The 14,535-nt window shown below is 68.3% G+C and carries 16 protein-coding genes; 7 read left to right on the forward strand and 9 right to left on the reverse strand.

Features of this window, described 5'->3' with window-relative positions:
• Positions 1-103 precede the first annotated feature (103 nt).
• Positions 104-700 (forward strand): hypothetical protein, encoded by a 597-nt coding sequence (locus ACSYHF_RS03690; RefSeq protein ID WP_134970568.1) that lies wholly within the window; start codon positions 104-106, stop codon positions 698-700.
• A 220-nt stretch (positions 701-920) separates the two neighbouring features.
• Here ACSYHF_RS03690 and ACSYHF_RS03695 read toward each other — a convergent pair whose 3' ends face one another.
• Positions 921-1,805: a LysR family transcriptional regulator gene (locus tag ACSYHF_RS03695; RefSeq protein WP_088497420.1), complete on the reverse strand. Its 885-nt coding sequence runs from the start codon at positions 1,803-1,805 to the stop codon at positions 921-923.
• A 105-nt stretch (positions 1,806-1,910) separates the two neighbouring features.
• Here ACSYHF_RS03695 and ACSYHF_RS03700 point away from each other — a divergent pair, with 105 nt between their 5' ends.
• Positions 1,911-3,323 (forward strand): MFS transporter, encoded by a 1,413-nt coding sequence (locus ACSYHF_RS03700; RefSeq protein ID WP_329846128.1) that lies wholly within the window; start codon positions 1,911-1,913, stop codon positions 3,321-3,323.
• 73 nt (positions 3,324-3,396) lie between these two features.
• Here ACSYHF_RS03700 and ACSYHF_RS03705 read toward each other — a convergent pair whose 3' ends face one another.
• Genes ACSYHF_RS03705 through ACSYHF_RS03720 form a run of 4 tightly spaced genes read right to left on the reverse strand, consistent with a single transcriptional unit; the run spans position 3,397 to position 6,251 of the window.
• Positions 3,397-4,194 carry an N-formylglutamate amidohydrolase gene (locus ACSYHF_RS03705; RefSeq protein ID WP_005415373.1) on the reverse strand — a complete coding sequence of 266 codons (798 nt, stop codon included), beginning with the start codon at positions 4,192-4,194 and terminating at the stop codon, positions 3,397-3,399.
• Positions 4,187-4,741, reverse strand: coding sequence for an NUDIX hydrolase (locus ACSYHF_RS03710; protein WP_065179592.1), 555 nt, complete (start codon positions 4,739-4,741; stop codon positions 4,187-4,189). The genes ACSYHF_RS03705 and ACSYHF_RS03710 overlap by 8 nt, the downstream gene beginning before the upstream one ends.
• Positions 4,738-5,673: a 5'-3' exonuclease gene (locus ACSYHF_RS03715; RefSeq protein ID WP_005415375.1), complete on the reverse strand. Its 936-nt coding sequence runs from the start codon at positions 5,671-5,673 to the stop codon at positions 4,738-4,740. The genes ACSYHF_RS03710 and ACSYHF_RS03715 overlap by 4 nt, the downstream gene beginning before the upstream one ends.
• Positions 5,670-6,251, reverse strand: a complete 582-nt coding sequence (locus ACSYHF_RS03720; protein ID WP_005415376.1) for a nitroreductase family protein — start codon at positions 6,249-6,251, stop codon at positions 5,670-5,672. Before ACSYHF_RS03720 ends, ACSYHF_RS03715 begins: the two co-directional genes overlap by 4 nt.
• Before the next feature lie 331 nt (positions 6,252-6,582).
• Between ACSYHF_RS03720 and ACSYHF_RS03725 the strand changes: the two genes are divergently transcribed.
• Both ACSYHF_RS03725 and ACSYHF_RS03730 read left to right on the forward strand, forming a co-directional pair.
• Complete coding sequence (locus ACSYHF_RS03725; RefSeq protein ID WP_053500494.1) at positions 6,583-8,904, forward strand: DUF1631 domain-containing protein; 2,322 nt, start codon at positions 6,583-6,585, stop codon at positions 8,902-8,904.
• A gap of 51 nt (positions 8,905-8,955) precedes the next feature.
• Complete coding sequence (locus ACSYHF_RS03730; protein WP_005415378.1) at positions 8,956-10,035, forward strand: NAD(P) transhydrogenase subunit alpha; 1,080 nt, start codon at positions 8,956-8,958, stop codon at positions 10,033-10,035.
• Between the two features lie 62 nt (positions 10,036-10,097).
• Here ACSYHF_RS03730 and ACSYHF_RS03735 read toward each other — a convergent pair whose 3' ends face one another.
• Genes ACSYHF_RS03735 through ACSYHF_RS03745 form a run of 3 tightly spaced genes read right to left on the reverse strand, consistent with a single transcriptional unit; the run spans position 10,098 to position 11,470 of the window.
• Positions 10,098-10,559, reverse strand: coding sequence for a DUF3106 domain-containing protein (locus ACSYHF_RS03735; RefSeq protein WP_053500492.1), 462 nt, complete (start codon positions 10,557-10,559; stop codon positions 10,098-10,100).
• A gap of 3 nt (positions 10,560-10,562) precedes the next feature.
• Entirely contained in the window at positions 10,563-10,889 is a 327-nt protein-coding gene (locus ACSYHF_RS03740; protein WP_005415380.1) for a hypothetical protein, read from the reverse strand.
• Positions 10,886-11,470, reverse strand: a complete 585-nt coding sequence (locus tag ACSYHF_RS03745) for an RNA polymerase sigma factor (protein WP_080104281.1) — start codon at positions 11,468-11,470, stop codon at positions 10,886-10,888. Before ACSYHF_RS03745 ends, ACSYHF_RS03740 begins: the two co-directional genes overlap by 4 nt.
• A 98-nt stretch (positions 11,471-11,568) precedes the next feature.
• Here ACSYHF_RS03745 and ACSYHF_RS03750 point away from each other — a divergent pair, with 98 nt between their 5' ends.
• Positions 11,569-11,889, forward strand: coding sequence for an NAD(P) transhydrogenase subunit alpha (locus tag ACSYHF_RS03750; protein WP_005415382.1), 321 nt, complete (start codon positions 11,569-11,571; stop codon positions 11,887-11,889).
• Entirely contained in the window at positions 11,886-13,346 is a 1,461-nt protein-coding gene (locus ACSYHF_RS03755) for an NAD(P)(+) transhydrogenase (Re/Si-specific) subunit beta (protein ID WP_095379298.1), read from the forward strand. The genes ACSYHF_RS03750 and ACSYHF_RS03755 overlap by 4 nt, the downstream gene beginning before the upstream one ends.
• Before the next feature lie 92 nt (positions 13,347-13,438).
• On the opposite strand, the gene ACSYHF_RS03760 is transcribed toward ACSYHF_RS03755, so the two are convergent.
• Positions 13,439-13,858, reverse strand: coding sequence for a membrane protein (locus ACSYHF_RS03760; protein ID WP_032953950.1), 420 nt, complete (start codon positions 13,856-13,858; stop codon positions 13,439-13,441).
• Positions 13,859-13,980: 122 nt separating this feature from the next.
• Here ACSYHF_RS03760 and sufT point away from each other — a divergent pair, with 122 nt between their 5' ends.
• A complete protein-coding gene (gene sufT / locus ACSYHF_RS03765; RefSeq protein WP_005415385.1) occupies positions 13,981-14,532 on the forward strand; it encodes a putative Fe-S cluster assembly protein SufT in 552 nt (183 codons plus the stop codon).
• Positions 14,533-14,535: the final 3 nt, after the last annotated feature.

Below are 14,535 nucleotides of genomic sequence, written 5' to 3' on the forward strand. Positions count from 1 at the left end.
GGCGGCGATTCTCTCCCTTGTTCAAGGCTGTCGCTATTGGCCTTGAACCGGGGCGAGGCGCGCTGGCACCGTGGACGTCCGTGCAGTTTTCGGCGACCCCACCATGTACACCCGCCTGCTGTTGACCAAGGAAAAGGCCTCTCCAACCGATGCATACGTTGGCGGCGGTGCGTTTCTTCCAGAGAACATACCTTGGCCAGCCTGTGTTGAAGGCCGTGCGCTCTTTCACCTGATGGCACTCCCTGCACATTGGTTCTATCCGCAGGGCGTTGCTGAGGATTTCTGGTTCTCAGTCTTCATCCCCACCGATACGCGGGATCATTCCCACTTCCGTCGGCTGCGCGCGGTGCAGGGAACTAGCGACGCAGTTGTGCTCGCATACAGGCGTGGCGGCGCATCCAGAAGCCGATGCATGAGCGACTCGCTTGAGCGCGGCCGTATCGAGCGTGTGGAGTGTTTGGAACCTGACGATGATGAGAACCTGGATTCCAAGCTGGATGGAGTCGATGCATGGCTGCAATCACCTTTGACGTGGAATGGCGGTCGCCGTCGCTTGATGCTCTACGGCGCGGACATCGACGGCATTCTGCCTTCGCAAAAAGGCGTACTGTCCGACGGCATGGCGTATCTGTTCCTCCGGGATAAGCCTGATTTTTCTCCGGTAGGACGCACCGGGGCGTTCTTTCTCCAATTGGGCTGAATCAGTTTTTGCTGCGTCGCGCGCTGGCTCTGCACCGAAGTCCACATCCACGCGCGGCGTGGATCTACTGCACCCGGTAGTGCCGGCCGCTGGCCGGCAACGCCCTACCGGTAGCGCCGGGCCGTGCCCGGCGGCATTCCGTTCCGTCGCCGCGATGCGGCTCGCCGGGCATGGCCCGGCGCTACCGCGAAGCCGAACTCCATCCACGCATGGCGTGGATCTACCAGTCCCCAGCCAGCAACGCGTCGGCCAGTACCTGCAGTTTCGGCGAATGCTGGCGCGACGGCGGGTAGATCAGTGACAGCGCGCGGCTGCGGCCCTCAAACGGCTGCAGCACGCGCTGCAGGCGGCCATCGGCCAAGGCGTCGGCCACCGCGAAATCCATCACCTGCACGATGCCGATGCCGGCGATCGCCGCTTCCACCAGCGGATCGCCGCTGTCGAACACCATCCGCGCCGGTGGCGTGAAATCATGAAGCTGGCCGTCCTGCAGGAACTGCCAGTCCACCAGCCGGCCACTGCGCAGGTTGCGCACCGCCAGGCAGGCGTGATCCCGCAAGGCGGCCACATCGTCGGGCGCGCCACAGCGGTCGAGGTAGTCCGGGCTGGCCACCGTCACCCAGCGCAGCGGCCGCAGTGGCCGCGCGACGATGCGCTGGTCGGCGATGACGCCGGTGCGCAGCGCGGCATCGAAACCTTCCTCGACCAGATCGACCAGGCGGTCGTTGAGCACGGCTTCCACCTGCAGTTGCGGGTGCTGCTGCAGCATCGGCCCCAGCAGCGGTACCAGCACCTTGCGCCCGAACATCGAGGGCGCACTGATCTTCAGGGTGCCCGAGGGCGTGCACGGACGGTCGGCCAACTGGCGTTCGGCATCCTCGAGACCGCACAGCAGGGGCGCGACCTGATCGACGAACTGGCGACCATCCGGGGTCAGTGCCACGTTGCGGGTGTTTCGCTGCAGCAGCTTCACCCCCAGCGTGGCCTCCAGCCGACTGATCGCGCGCGACAGGCCTGACTGGCTCAGGCCCAGTTGCCCGGCGGCGACGGTGAAACTGCGCGCTTCGGCCACCTGCACCAGCATGCGCACGGCATTGAGGTCCATCGAGGTTCCATTCATGCTGAAAATCATGACAGATATGGACGGAAAGGGGTTTATTGATAGCTCTGCATCAATGAGACTGCGCTCCCCCACAGCACCGGAGCGTCGATGCCTCCCCTCAAGTACCCGCGCTGGGCGCTGGCCCTGCTGGCCACCGCCCAGCTGATCATCGCCCTGGACGCCACCATCATCTTCGTCGCCCTGCATGACATGGGGCGCGCGCTGGAGATCAACGCACAGCAGCTGCAATGGGTGGTCAGTGCCTACACCGTGGCCTTTGGCGGCAGCCTGCTGCTGGGGGGCCGTGCCGCCGACCTGATCGGCCGCCGCCGCTTCTACCGGCTGGGCATGCTGCTGTTCGCACTGGCGTCGCTGCTCGGCGCGCTGGCGCCGAACGCCACCCTGCTGATCATCGCGCGTGCGGCGCAGGGCATCGGCGCGGCATTGCTGTTCCCGGCCACGCTGGCGCTGATCAACACGTTGTATGCGGAAGGTCCGGTGCGCAACCGTGCACTGGCGATCTGGAGCATGGCCAGCGCGGTGGGCCTGGCGCTGGGCACGCTGCTCGGCGGCGTGCTGACCCAGGCGTTCGGCTGGCCGGCGGTGCTGGCGGTGATCGTGCCACTGGCCACCACCTGCGCGGTGGCTGCGGGTGCGTGGTTGCCGGCCGATGGCCCGCGTGCGCAGGGCCGCTCGTTCGATCTGGCCGGCTGCATCACCGTCACTGCCGGCGGCAGCCTGCTGGTCACTACCCTCGTGCAAGGGCCGGAGTGGGGCTGGACTGCGCCGGCCACGCTGGGCTGCCTGCTGCTGTCGGTGCTGCTGCTGGTGGCGTTCGTGCAGATCGAACAGCGCAGCCGCGATCCGCTGATGCAGTTCGCGTTGCTGCGGCTGCCCGGACTGCGCGCGGCACTGGGCCTGACCTTCGCCTTCATGAGCAGCTATGGGGTGCAGTACTACTTCATGGCGCTGTACTTCCAGGACGGCTACGGCTGGAGCCCGCTGCAGGCCGGCCTGGCATTCCTGCCCGCCACCGCGGTGTGCACGGTCGGCATCCAGCTGGCCGAGTGGATGCTGCAGCGCTGGAGCGCGCGCAAGGTGCTGGTGGTCGGGCAGCTGGCCGGCGCCATCGGTATCGCCTGGGTGGCCGCGACGCTGCCGCACGGCGCGAACTTCTGGCCGCTGCTGCCCGGCGTGGTAGTGCTGAGCATCGGCCAGGGCATGACCTGGACCTCGATGTGGATCGTGGCCGGGCAGGGCGTGCCGTCCGCACAGCAGGGTGTTGCATCTGGCATGGCGGCGACCGCGCAGCAGATCGGTGGTGCGCTGGGCCTGGCGGTGCTGGTGATGGTGGCCAATGCCGATGCGGGTGCAGCCGGGTCGCTGAGTGCACTGGCCGGGCTGGTGCGCGCCGAATACGGTGCCGCCTTGTTTTCACTGTTCGGCGTGGTGATCGCGCTGGGCCTGCGCCCGGCGCCGGCCGAATCGGCCGCCACCGTCTGCCCGGCCAACGAGGCATGATTGAAGGCGCTGCCGTGGGTGGATGTGCCGACCAGCGGCCGGCACTACCGGTTCGGCATGGATGCGCGCGCGTTCAACCCAGCGCCAGCAACTCCGGTTGCAGCGCGCTGAAGATCCGCGCCAACCGCTCGGCCCACGCCTGCTGCCCTGCCATATCGGCAATGAGGTCCTGGCGGATCTCCAGTTCCACGTGCACCAGCCCACGGCCTTCGCCATGCACCGGCACCGCGTAGTCGCTGGTGCTGCTGACCGAATACGGTTCGTTGTCCCCCACCACCAGGTCGCCTTCGTCGCGCAATGCCTGCAGCAGGGCATGGGCAAAACGCATGTCCTGGTGGTACAGCACGCCGGCGTGCCAGGGCCGCTGCGTGCCGTTCATCACGGGGGTGAAGCTGTGCATCATCACCAGCAGGGTGGGCTGGCCGGCATCACGGCGCGCATCAAGCTCGGTCTCGATGCGTGTATGGTACGGCGCGTGGATCGCATCGATGCGCTGCTGTCGCTGCGCCGCCGACAGCCCGGCATTGCCCGGCACCACGGTGTGGTCGCTCACCTCCGGAATCAGCGTCGGTGAGGCCAGTGGGCGGTTGCAGTCGATCAGCAGCCGCGAGTACGTCTGTTCGATCGCCCAGGCATCGAGCCGTTCGGCCAGTGCACGGGTGGTGCCGGCGATGCCGATGTCCCAGCCGATGTGGCGGTCCAGCTCGGCCTGGGGCAGGCCGAGCCCGGTCAACGCACGCGGCACCTGCTGGCCGGCGTGGTCGGCCAGCAGGAGGTAGGGCGAGACGCCCTGCGCCCGGTGGATCGTGTAGATCGCCGGGTCGTCGGCGCCGAGCAACGCAGGCAGCCTGTGCAGGTCCGCGTCAGCCACGTGGGCGTCCGTCCAGGTGGTGCTCGATCATCCACAGCCCGGCCCAGAGCTTGGCGTCCAGCTCGTAGCCTTCGCCCATCTTCTGCACCAGCCAGGCCGCAGCCTCGCTGCGTGGAATCTCGTGCACGGTGATGTCCTCGCTGTCATCACCGCCCCCTTCGCCGATGCGGCGCAGGCCGGTGGCGCGCACGAAGGCGATCTTCTCGCTGCTGGCGCCGGAAGACGTCGGGCCGATCATCAGCACTTCGGCGTGATCAGCGGTCCAACCTGTTTCTTCTTCCAGTTCGCGCACGGCCGAGACTTCGATCGATTCGCCGGCGTGGATGTCGCCGACCAGGCCGGCCGGCATTTCGATGGTGGGTGCCTGCAGCGGCACGCGGAACTGCTCGACGAACAGCACCTTGTCCTCCGGGGTGACGGCGATGATGATCGCCGCCAGGCCACCGGCATGGGTACGTTCGCTGTATTCCCAGGTGCCGCGCACCAGCATGCGCTGGTACTTGCCTTCGTAGACGACGCGCGGGGCTTCGGTATTGCGCTTGCTCATGCGGGCTCGCTGTGGGAGGGAAGAGGATCGGCCACGCCGGCGGCGTCGAACAGCCGGCGGCGGGTCATCGGGCCGAAGCGCAGGGTCTGGCACAGGCCACCGAGCAGCTCTGGATCGGCCGATTGGCGCAGCAGTCCGGGCTGGCTGCCCTCCAACGGCGCATCCAGCGCGATGGTGGTCAGCTGGCGCCAGAGCTGGGCGTGCTCGCGCTGCTCGCGCAGCCGCACTGCCATCTGTGCAGCGCCACGCAGGCGCAGGAACGGCACTTCGTCCAGTCGTTCGAACAGCGCATCCATGCTGCCGAAATGGGCCAGCAGCACGGCGGCCGATTTGCTGCCGACGCCACTGACACCGGGAATGTTGTCCACCGCATCGCCACACAGCGCCAGGTAGTCGGCGATCTGGTGCGCGTGCACGCCGTGCCGCGCCTTCACCCCGGCCACGTTCCAGCGCTGGTTGCGGGCGTAGTCCCACTGCTCGTCATGGTCGACCAGCAGCTGCGACAGGTCCTTGTCGGCGGAGATGATCACCCCGCGATGGCTGCTCCGGTGTACGTGCAGGGCGCTGCCGATCAGGTCGTCGGCCTCGTATTCGTGGTGGGCCAGGACGGCAAGGCCCAGCGCCGCGCATAGCGCCTTGCAGTGCACGAACTGGCGCTTGAGCGCTTCCGGTGCTGGCTCGCGGTTGGCCTTGTAGGCCGGATACAGCCGGTGGCGGAAACCACTGTCAAGCGCTTCATCGAAGGCGATGGCGATGTGCCGCGGGCGCTCGCGCTCGAGCAGGTCCAGCAGGAAGCGGGCGAAGCCGTGCACCGCATTGGTGGGCCAGCCCTGTGCGTCCTGGAACTGGTCTGGCAGTGAATGCCAGGCACGGAACACGTAGATGCTGGCATCAACCAGGTACAGCGACGGCGGGGCAGCCGGCAGGGTCATGCCGGGGGCGTCCAGTCGCGCAGCAGGGCCGCCGGGTCGGGGCGCTCGCGCTCGGGTACGTCGGCCTTGGGCGTACCGATGTGGATGAAGCCGGCGATGCGTTCGCCGTCGACCAGGCCCAGGTGGGCCTGAACAGCCGGATCGAAGGCCATCCAGGCGGTCAGCCACTGCGCGCCGAAACCCAGCGCCTGCGCGGCCTGCAGCAGGGCGAAACAGACGCAGCCGGCGGTCATCAGCTGTTCCTGCTCGGGCACCTTCGGGTCCGGCCGCGGGCTGGCCACCACCACGATCACCAGCGGTGCGTGGCTGAAACGCTGGCGGTCCTTCTCGAACACGGCCTCGCCCGCATGTGGGTCGCGCTGGCGGCTGCGTTCAGCCAGGAAGTCGCCCAGAGTGTGACGTGCATCGCCTGCGATTTTCAGGAAGCGGAACGGCACGCGCTTGCCGTGGTCGGGCACGCGCACCGCTGAGGCCAGCATCCGCTGCAGGGTGGCCGGGTCCGGCCCGGGCTCGCCCAGTTGCCGCGAGGGCACCGAGCGGCGGGCATCCAGGGCGAGCAGGGCGGCAGGATCGGGCATGGAGGCTGAACCGGTCATCACGGGCGTTTGATTATAGTCGGGGTGGTCAATGACGCCGTCTGTGTCGCGTCCGGCCCCTGAATACCAAACTGTGATGAACATCATGCCACTGGCGGGAAACGGACAGCCGCTTCCCCTCGCCTCGTGGGCCTTGCACGGCTTACGATATCTGTCTTGCCGGGCCGCCGGTCATGAGGTTTGAAGTGAGGACTGTTTCACTGTCCGTGACGGGCTGGCCGGCCTACCATCGACGTTCCGGTACATGGGGTGTGCCGGAAGCCGCGATGTCCATGCTGTCTGTCGTACCAGAGAAGGTGGGGAGCCTTCCCGAATGATGAGCGTGCCCACACCGATGGGATCGCCGGGCCGTGACCCGGCCCAGCTCCAGCGTGCCCGGGACATGGTCCTGCCCGCGTTGTGCCAGGCCTTCGGGGCGGCACTGGCGCGTTTCGACGATGCCCTGTTCGACCGCGCCGGCAATGCCGGCTCGTCACAGCTGCTGTTCCTGGACGCAATGCGCGAACTGCGCCGCCGCCGTGAGGACATCGCGGCCGCTTTCGCAGGCCACCTGCAGCAGGCCTGGGCCGCATTGGCGGCTGGTGAGCCGCTGTCAGCCGAGGCGACCCTGTCCGGGCCGGCCGAGGATGGGCTCAGCCTGCTGGCCGAGCATGTGCTGGAATCACGGTTGGCGGTGCGCAATTTCGCCACTGTCTTGCTGCGTGACTTCAAGCCGGTGCTGGCGCGGCTGGATCGCCGCCTGGGCCGGTTGATCGGCGGCGCGGAACTGGACGCCGACCACAATCCGATCAGCCCCGAACACCTGGGCGTGGCCATCCACGAAGCCTTTGCCGGCTGTGAACTGGCCCCGGAAGTGCATCTGGTGCTGATCAAGCTGTGCGAGCGCGACCTGCGTGCACCGGTCGGTCGCATCTACGAGAAGCTGGACGAGCAGCTGGCCGCAGCCGGCGTGATGTCGCAGATGGGGGCTCCGCAGCGCCCACAACCGCCGGCACCGGATCCGCGCATGGCCGGGATGCTGGATGACCTGGTCGAGCATCGCCACGGCGCGGGCGTCGATCCGGGGTTCAGCGATGACGAGCAGGCCGCACCGGCCTGGGCGCAGCGCTTCGCCGCCCGCTGGTCCGAGCGCCGCGGGCATATGCAGCAGCACCTCGGCGGCGATGACGGCGCCACCGGCGAGGCCTACGCTGGCCAGCAGGGCATGCTGCTGGAAGCGCTGCACGAACTGCTGCAGCAGACCCGCCACGTGCGTGAGGACGCCACGTCTGCGGCACAGGTGGCAGTTGGCCAGCAGCGCCCGCTCAGCCAGCGCGAAATGATGTCGGTGCTGTCGCTGCTGCAGGCCACGCCCAGCGCCACCCTGCGCGCGGCCATCGGCGAGGACGGCGAATCGCTGGCGCAGCGCCTGAAGAGCGAAGTGCTGTCCAGCGCCACCCAGCTTGGCGTCGATCCGGGCCAGACCCGGCTGGACCCGCAGGATGAGGATGCCATCGACCTGGTCGGCATGCTGTTCGACGTGATGCTGGACGAGCGTGAACTGGAAGGCCGCTCGCGCGAACTGATCGGCCGCCTGGTGGTGCCTTTCGTCAAGGTCGCCATGCTCGACCGCCGCATGTTCGTGCAGAAGACCCACCCGGCGCGCAAGCTGCTCAACTCGCTGGCCGAGGCCTGCGAGGGCAACACCGGCGAGAGCCAGGCCGAGCGCATGCTGATGGCCAAGGTCGAAGAGATCATCGAGCGCCTGGTGGCCGAGTTCAACGAGAACCTGGCGATCTTCCTGACCCTTGAAGAGGAATTCCGCGAGTTCCTGGTGCAGCATCGCCGCCGCGTGGAAATCGCCGAGCGCCGTGCCGCAGAAACGCAGCGCGGCCAGGAAAAGCTGGAAATGGCCCGCAGCCGGGCCGGTGCGGAACTGGACCGCCGCATCGGTGACGCCACGCTGCCGCCGGCCATTGCCGAGTTCCTGCGCCAGCCGTGGCAGCATCATCTCACCTTGGCGCTGCTGCGCGAGGGAGAAGAAGGCGCCTCGGTGGCCGAGGCATTGAGCCTGGGCGACGGCCTGCTGGAGGAAGTGGCCGAGGCCCGCCGCCAGATCGTCGGCAAGCCGTGGCTGCAGGCCTGGCAGCCGGTGCTGGCCAAGGTGTTTGCCAGCGTCGGCGTGCACGGCGATGCGGCAACCGCCGCCATCGATGCCCTGCATGACACCCTGCAGGGCATCGCCGAGTCGCGGCCGGAACTGCAGCGTGCGCTGCCGGAGCTGCCGCAGGTTGCCTTGCCGGCCCCGCCAGTGGCTGAATCGCCGGCGGTTGAGCTTGGCGGGCAGATCGACGCCGACGATTTCGACAACGCCGATGCCGACCGCTTCCGCCGCATGGAAATCGGCAACTGGCTGGACTTCGTCGACAAGGATGGCAAGGTGCAGGCGGGCAAGCTGTCCTGGGTCAGCCCGATTTCCTCGCGCCTGCTGTTCGTCAACCGTCGCGGCGTGCGCTTCTGCGTGGCCTCGCCGGAAGAACTGGCGGTGATGATGCGGCTGGGCCGCCTGCGTGCCCACGTTGATGATGGCGCCTTCGACAGCGCCATGCAGGGCGTGATCGATCGCCTCGACCCGGGCAGCGCCACGCTGCACTGAGCGGGTGCCGCCTGCTAGGATCGGGAAACTCACCGATCAGCGGGGACCTGCATGGCCGTGGCGTTGCTGGGGATCAAGGAGACCGCGCCGGGCGAACGGCGCGTGGCACTGACGCCGGAGACCGCGCGCAGGCTCGGGGCCTTGGGCATTGCCGTCTGGTATGAGGCGGGCGCGGGTTTGGCGGCTGGTTTCACCGACGCCGCCTATGACGATGCCGGTGCACGCGTCTTCGACGCGGGCCGCTGGGCCGAGATCGATATCCTGCTGTGCGTGCAGGCCCCCCCTGCGGCGGTGCTGGAACAGCTCAAGCCCGGCGCCAGCGTGGTCGGCCTGCTGGCCCCGGCCAGCGATCCGGCGCTGGCCGCGCTGGCGGCCGATGGTCGCCTGCAGCTGTTCCCGCTGCAGCAGCTGCCGCGCACCACCCGTGCGCAGGCGATGGATGTACTCAGTTCGCAGGCCGGCATGGCCGGCTACAAGGCGGCGCTGATCGCCGCCGAACGCGCGCCGCGCTTCTTCCCGATGCTGACCACTGCTGCCGGCACCGTGCGGCCGGCCAAGGTGCTGGTGATCGGTGCCGGCGTGGCGGGCCTGCAGGCCATCGCCACCGCGCGCCGCCTCGGTGCACAGGTGGAAGGCTTCGACGTGCGCCCGGAAACCCGCGAGCAGATCCAGTCACTGGGCGCACGCTTCCTCGACCTCGGGGTCAGCGCGGCGGGCGAGGGAGGCTATGCGCGGGCGCTGACCGATGACGAGCGCGCCGAGCAGCAGCGTCGGCTGGCCGACCACCTGCGCAGTGTGGACGTGGTGATCTGCACGGCTGCGGTACCGGGCCGCCCGGCACCGACCATCGTGACCGCCGCGATGGTGGAAGGCATGGCCACCGGCAGCGTCATTGTTGATCTGGCGGCGGAAAGTGGCGGCAACTGCGCACTGACCCTGCCGGGGCAGTGCATCGAACACCAGGGCGTGACCATCGACGGTCCGCTGGGCCTGGCCAGCCGCGGCGCGACCCAGGCCAGCGAGATGTATGCACGGAACCTGCTCAACTTCGTTGCGCTGTTCGTGCGCGACGGGCAGCTCGGTTTCGATTGGGACGACGAACTGCTGGCGAAGACGCGCTGGCAGGCGTGAGTGATACGGGGTCAGATCCCTTTGCCTCTGGCAAAGGGATCTGACCCTGGTATCCCGAAGGCTTACCGTGGCTTCGCCGGCGGCGGGTTCTCCCGCACCCAGTCCTTGCGTTGCTCCGGCGTCATCTGCGACCAGCGCTCGCGCAGTGCGTCGCGCTGCGCGGGCGGCAGATCCCGCATCTGACCGAACAGGGCCCGGGCCTGCTCACGCTGTTCCGGGCTCATGTGCTCGAAGCGGCGCAGGCCGCGGCGGGCCTTGTCGCGTTCCTCCGGGCTCATCGATTGCCAGCGCTGGCCATGCGAGAGCATCCGCTGGCGCTGGCCGGCATCGGCGCTGTTCCAGCGGTCGCGCAGCGGCGCCAGCAAGGATTCCCGCTGCGCTTCACTCAACTGTTCCCAGGCCGGCAGCGGTGGGGCTGGCGCGGGGCGTGCGGCAGGGGCGGGCGCGGCGTTCTGCGCCAATACCGGGAAGGCCGGCAGCAGCAACAGGGTCAGCAGCAGCGGCAGGGTATGCAGTCGGGACATGGTTCACTCCATCGCCAGGTCGGTATCGCCCAGCCACAGGTACAGATCGGGATTTTCGTCGTACAGCACGCTGTTGTCTTCCATCGAGGCCAGCACCGGTGCCGGCACGGCGGGCGACAGGGGGCTGTGGCCGCTGAACTGCAGGCCGATCCCCAGCGCCACCACCAGAGAACAGGCGCTGGCCAGCCACCAGCGCCAGCGCCCGTGACGGGCTGCGCTGGCGCCGTGGCGGGCCTGGCGCAACTGTGCCAGCGTGGCCGGCGACAGCGCCTGCAGCGACTGCGCGTGCAGGTTGCGCAGCATGTCATCGGAGGGCAGGGAGCGGTTCACGGGTGGGTCTCCAGGTAGTCCTGCAGCGCCTGGCGGGCGCGTGCCAGATGGGTTTTTACCGCGCCTTCGCTGCAGCCCATGGCGCGGGCAGTGGTGGCTCCGTCCAGGTCCTGCAGCACCCGCAGGGTGAAGGCCTCGCGCTGGCGTGCGGGCAGGGTACGCAGGGCCTGCACCAGTTGCTGGTACTGCTGGCGCTGTTCGTGCGCCTGCGCCGGGTCCGGGCCGGGGTCGGCCCAGTCGATCCCGCCTCCGTCGGCGTCCTGGTTGTCGCGCCAGAACGGCAGGCGGAAACGGCGCCGGCGCTGCAGGTCGATCACGCGGCGGCGCAGGATGCTCCAGAACAGGGGCGCCCATTCGGCCGCCGGCTTGTCGGCGTAGTCCAGCATGCGCATCAGCGCGTCCTGAACCGCGTCCATGGCGTCTTCGCGCTGGCGCAGGCCGGCCTCGGCGAAACGGAACGCGCGCGGGCCGACGCTGGCCAGGAACGCCTCCAGCGATGCTGGCAGGGCATCGGTGTCGGCGCTCGGGGGGACGGGGCTGCTCACCAGCACAGGGTACGGTTCCTCGCTCGGGGTCACCATCGACAACGCGTGAGCGTCACCGCGGTTGACGCCGGGTGCGCGCCGGGTTCAGCCCGTGGTTATGATGGGCCGACGAAGACAGAGCGGGAGCGTTGCCAGTGAGTGACGGGTTCGTAGCGCTGTACATCTTCATGCTGGCGGCCATCGCCGGCCACGTGATCATTTCGCGGGTGCCGGTGATCCTGCATACCCCGCTGATGTCGGGTTCCAACTTCATCCACGGCATCGTGCTGATCGGCGCGATGGTGGTGCTGGGGCACGCGCAGACGCCGCTGGAAAAGGCGCTGGGCTTCCTTGCCGTGGTGCTCGGTGCCGGCAATGCCGCCGGTGGCTACGTGGTCACCGCGCGCATGCTGGAGATGTTCAAGCCGAGCGCGCCCAAGGGCGGCAGGGACGAACCGAAGGAGCCACAGGCTTGAACATCAGCACCGTCGAACTGCTCGACTGGCTGGTCAAGGCCAGCTACCTCGTCGCCGCCACGCTGTTCCTGCTGGGCCTGCAGCGCATGGCTTCGCCGCTGACCGCGCGCAGCGGCATCCGCTGGGCCGGGCTGGGCATGCTGCTGGCCACGGTGGCGACCTTCTTCCTGCCTGAACTGCACAACGTGCCGCTGATCCTGGTGGCACTGCTGCTGGGCGCGGGCCTGGCCTGGTGGTCGGCCGGCAAGGTGGCCATCACCGACATGCCGCAGATGGTGGCGTTGTACAACGGCATGGGCGGTGGTTCGGCCGCGGCGATCGGTGCGGTGGAGCTGCTGCGCTATGCCTTCCTTGCCAACCGCGATACCCGCCATTGGAGCGAGCAGGCGCTGGCCGATCTGGCCGCGCGCCAGCCGTCGGGCATGGTGCTGCTGCTGGCGGTGGTCGGCGCGGCGATCGGTGCGGTCTCGCTTTCCGGTTCGGTGATCGCCTGGGCCAAACTGGACGGACGACTGGACAAGCGCGTGACCTGGCCCGGCCAGCAGGTGATGAACCTGATGGTGGCACTGGCAGTGGCGGTGCTGGCGATCATCGCGGCCAGCACGCTCAACACCTCGGCAATCGTCGCCTTCTTCGTGCTGGCGCTGGCACTGGGCGTGCTGATGACGTTGCCGATCGGTGGCGCCGACATGCCGGTGGTGATCTCGCTGTACAACGCATTCACCGGCCTGGCGGTGTCCTTCGAAGGTTATGTGCTCGGCAATGAGGCGCTGATCATCGCCGGCATGATGGTCGGCGCGGCGGGCATCCTGCTGACCCGGTTGATGGCCAAGGCGATGAACCGGCCGATCCGTAACGTGCTGTTCTCCAACTTCGGCGGCGGTGCCGGAGGCGAGGCACAGGCGATCACCGGCGCGCAGAAGCCCATCGAAGCGTCGGACGTCGCGGCGATGATGGCCTTTGCCGAGCGCGTGGTGATCGTGCCCGGCTACGGCATGGCGGTGGCACAGGCCCAGCACAAGATCTGGGAACTGGCGCAGCGGCTGGGCCAGCGTGGCGTGAAAGTGAAGTTCGCGATCCACCCGGTGGCCGGGCGCATGCCCGGGCACATGAACGTGCTGCTGGCCGAGGCCGGCGTGCCCTACGATCTGATCGCCGACATGGACGACATCAACCCCGAGTTCGCCAATACCGACGTGGTGCTGGTGATCGGTGCCAACGACGTGGTCAATCCGGTGGCGCGGACCGACCCGGCCAGCCCGATCTACGGCATGCCGGTGCTGGACGTGGTCAACGCGCGCAACGTGGTGGTGATCAAGCGTGGCAAGGGCACCGGTTTTGCGGGCATCGAGAATGCGCTGTTCTACGCCGACAACACCCGCATGCTCTATGGCGACGGCGCCGAAGCGGCGGCCTCGCTGGTGAGCGAACTGAAGGCGCTCGACGGCGGGCATTGAGGACGGGGGGCGGATCCCTTTCCGAAGGAAAGGGCTCTGACCCCTTTGCCGGCCAGCGGCCGGCACTACCGAATCCACGGATCTCTACGCGCTCAGCGCGCCAGCCAGGCACCTACGGCCACGGCCACGGCCAGCCACAGCCATTCCACCGCGCCATTGGCCAGGCTGATCAGGGTCCAGGCCAGGTGCGGGCCCATCCGCGTGGTGGCATCCCACAGGTCCAGGCCGATCGAGCCGCCCATCCAGGCGCTGGCGATGGCCCAGTTGGCCACGGCGGCCACCAGCAGGGTGCCGAGCACGACCAGGGCGACGCGCAGCCGGCCTGGGCCCAGCGTGCCCAGGCGCAGCATGAACACCAGTTCCAGGGCGGCCAGCACCGCCATCCAGCCGACCTGCCGGCCGGTCATCAGCGCCAGGACCATCCAGGCGAGGGGAGCGACAAACAGGCCCAGCAGCAGCATGAGGGGCCAGAGCCAGGTCACGGTCCTGGCACGCGCGGCATTGGAGGACATCGAAGCTCCCAGAAGATCACCCACAGGATACTGTGGTTTGCCGCAGTGCACCGGCGGTGCGGGGGCGGCTGGGCTAGAATGCCGTCTTGCGTGGCCTCGGCCACGGCCCCATATCGGTCCCCATGTATTCCCGTAGCAGCGAACCTGTCCACTTCGAACGCGATTGCGAGGCCGTGATGGTCCCGCAGGGCGATACCGTGACCCTGCCTGCCGGCAGCTATGGGTACATCACCCAGGCGCTGGGCGGCAGTTATTCGGTGTTCGTCGAGGGCAACCTGTTCCGCATCGCCGGCAAGGACGGCGATGCCATCGGCAAGGAGGCACCGGCGCCGCTCGAGCTGCCGGCCGACGCCACCGATGAACAGGTGGAGCAGCTGGTGTGGCAGCAGCTGCGCACCTGCTTCGATCCGGAAATTCCGGTCAACATCGTGGAACTGGGCCTGGTCTATGAAGTCGAGATCAAGCACCTGGATGAGGGCAAGCGCGAGATCGACGTGAAGATGACCCTGACCGCCCCGGGCTGCGGCATGGGCGAGATCCTGGTCGACGACGTGCGCAGCAAGCTTGAAATGATCCCGACGGTGGCCGAGGCCGACGTCGACCTGGTGTTCGACCCGCCGTGGAACCAGCACATGATGTCCGAGGCGGCCCGGCTAGAGACCGGCATGCTTTGACCC

Source organism: Stenotrophomonas maltophilia group sp. P373, assembly GCF_053295075.1.

Bases quoted from the DNA above. Each gene is read 5' to 3' on its own strand.
- ACSYHF_RS03700 (WP_329846128.1), top strand. From the start codon at position 1,911: ATGCCTCCCCTCAAGTACCCGCGCTGGGCGCTGGCCCTGCTGGCCACC.
- ACSYHF_RS03735 (WP_053500492.1), bottom strand. From the start codon at position 10,559: ATGTCCCGACTGCATACCCTGCCGCTGCTGCTGACCCTGTTGCTGCTG.
- ACSYHF_RS03745 (WP_080104281.1), bottom strand. From the start codon at position 11,470: ATGGTGACCCCGAGCGAGGAACCGTACCCTGTGCTGGTGAGCAGCCCC.
- ACSYHF_RS03730 (WP_005415378.1), top strand. From the start codon at position 8,956: ATGGCCGTGGCGTTGCTGGGGATCAAGGAGACCGCGCCGGGCGAACGG.
- ACSYHF_RS03690 (WP_134970568.1), top strand. From the start codon at position 104: ATGTACACCCGCCTGCTGTTGACCAAGGAAAAGGCCTCTCCAACCGAT.
- sufT (WP_005415385.1), top strand. From the start codon at position 13,981: ATGTATTCCCGTAGCAGCGAACCTGTCCACTTCGAACGCGATTGCGAG.
- ACSYHF_RS03710 (WP_065179592.1), bottom strand. From the start codon at position 4,741: ATGAGCAAGCGCAATACCGAAGCCCCGCGCGTCGTCTACGAAGGCAAG.
- ACSYHF_RS03760 (WP_032953950.1), bottom strand. From the start codon at position 13,858: ATGTCCTCCAATGCCGCGCGTGCCAGGACCGTGACCTGGCTCTGGCCC.
- ACSYHF_RS03695 (WP_088497420.1), bottom strand. From the start codon at position 1,805: ATGGACCTCAATGCCGTGCGCATGCTGGTGCAGGTGGCCGAAGCGCGC.
- ACSYHF_RS03715 (WP_005415375.1), bottom strand. From the start codon at position 5,673: ATGACCCTGCCGGCTGCCCCGCCGTCGCTGTACCTGGTTGATGCCAGC.
- ACSYHF_RS03725 (WP_053500494.1), top strand. From the start codon at position 6,583: ATGATGAGCGTGCCCACACCGATGGGATCGCCGGGCCGTGACCCGGCC.
- ACSYHF_RS03720 (WP_005415376.1), bottom strand. From the start codon at position 6,251: ATGCCCGATCCTGCCGCCCTGCTCGCCCTGGATGCCCGCCGCTCGGTG.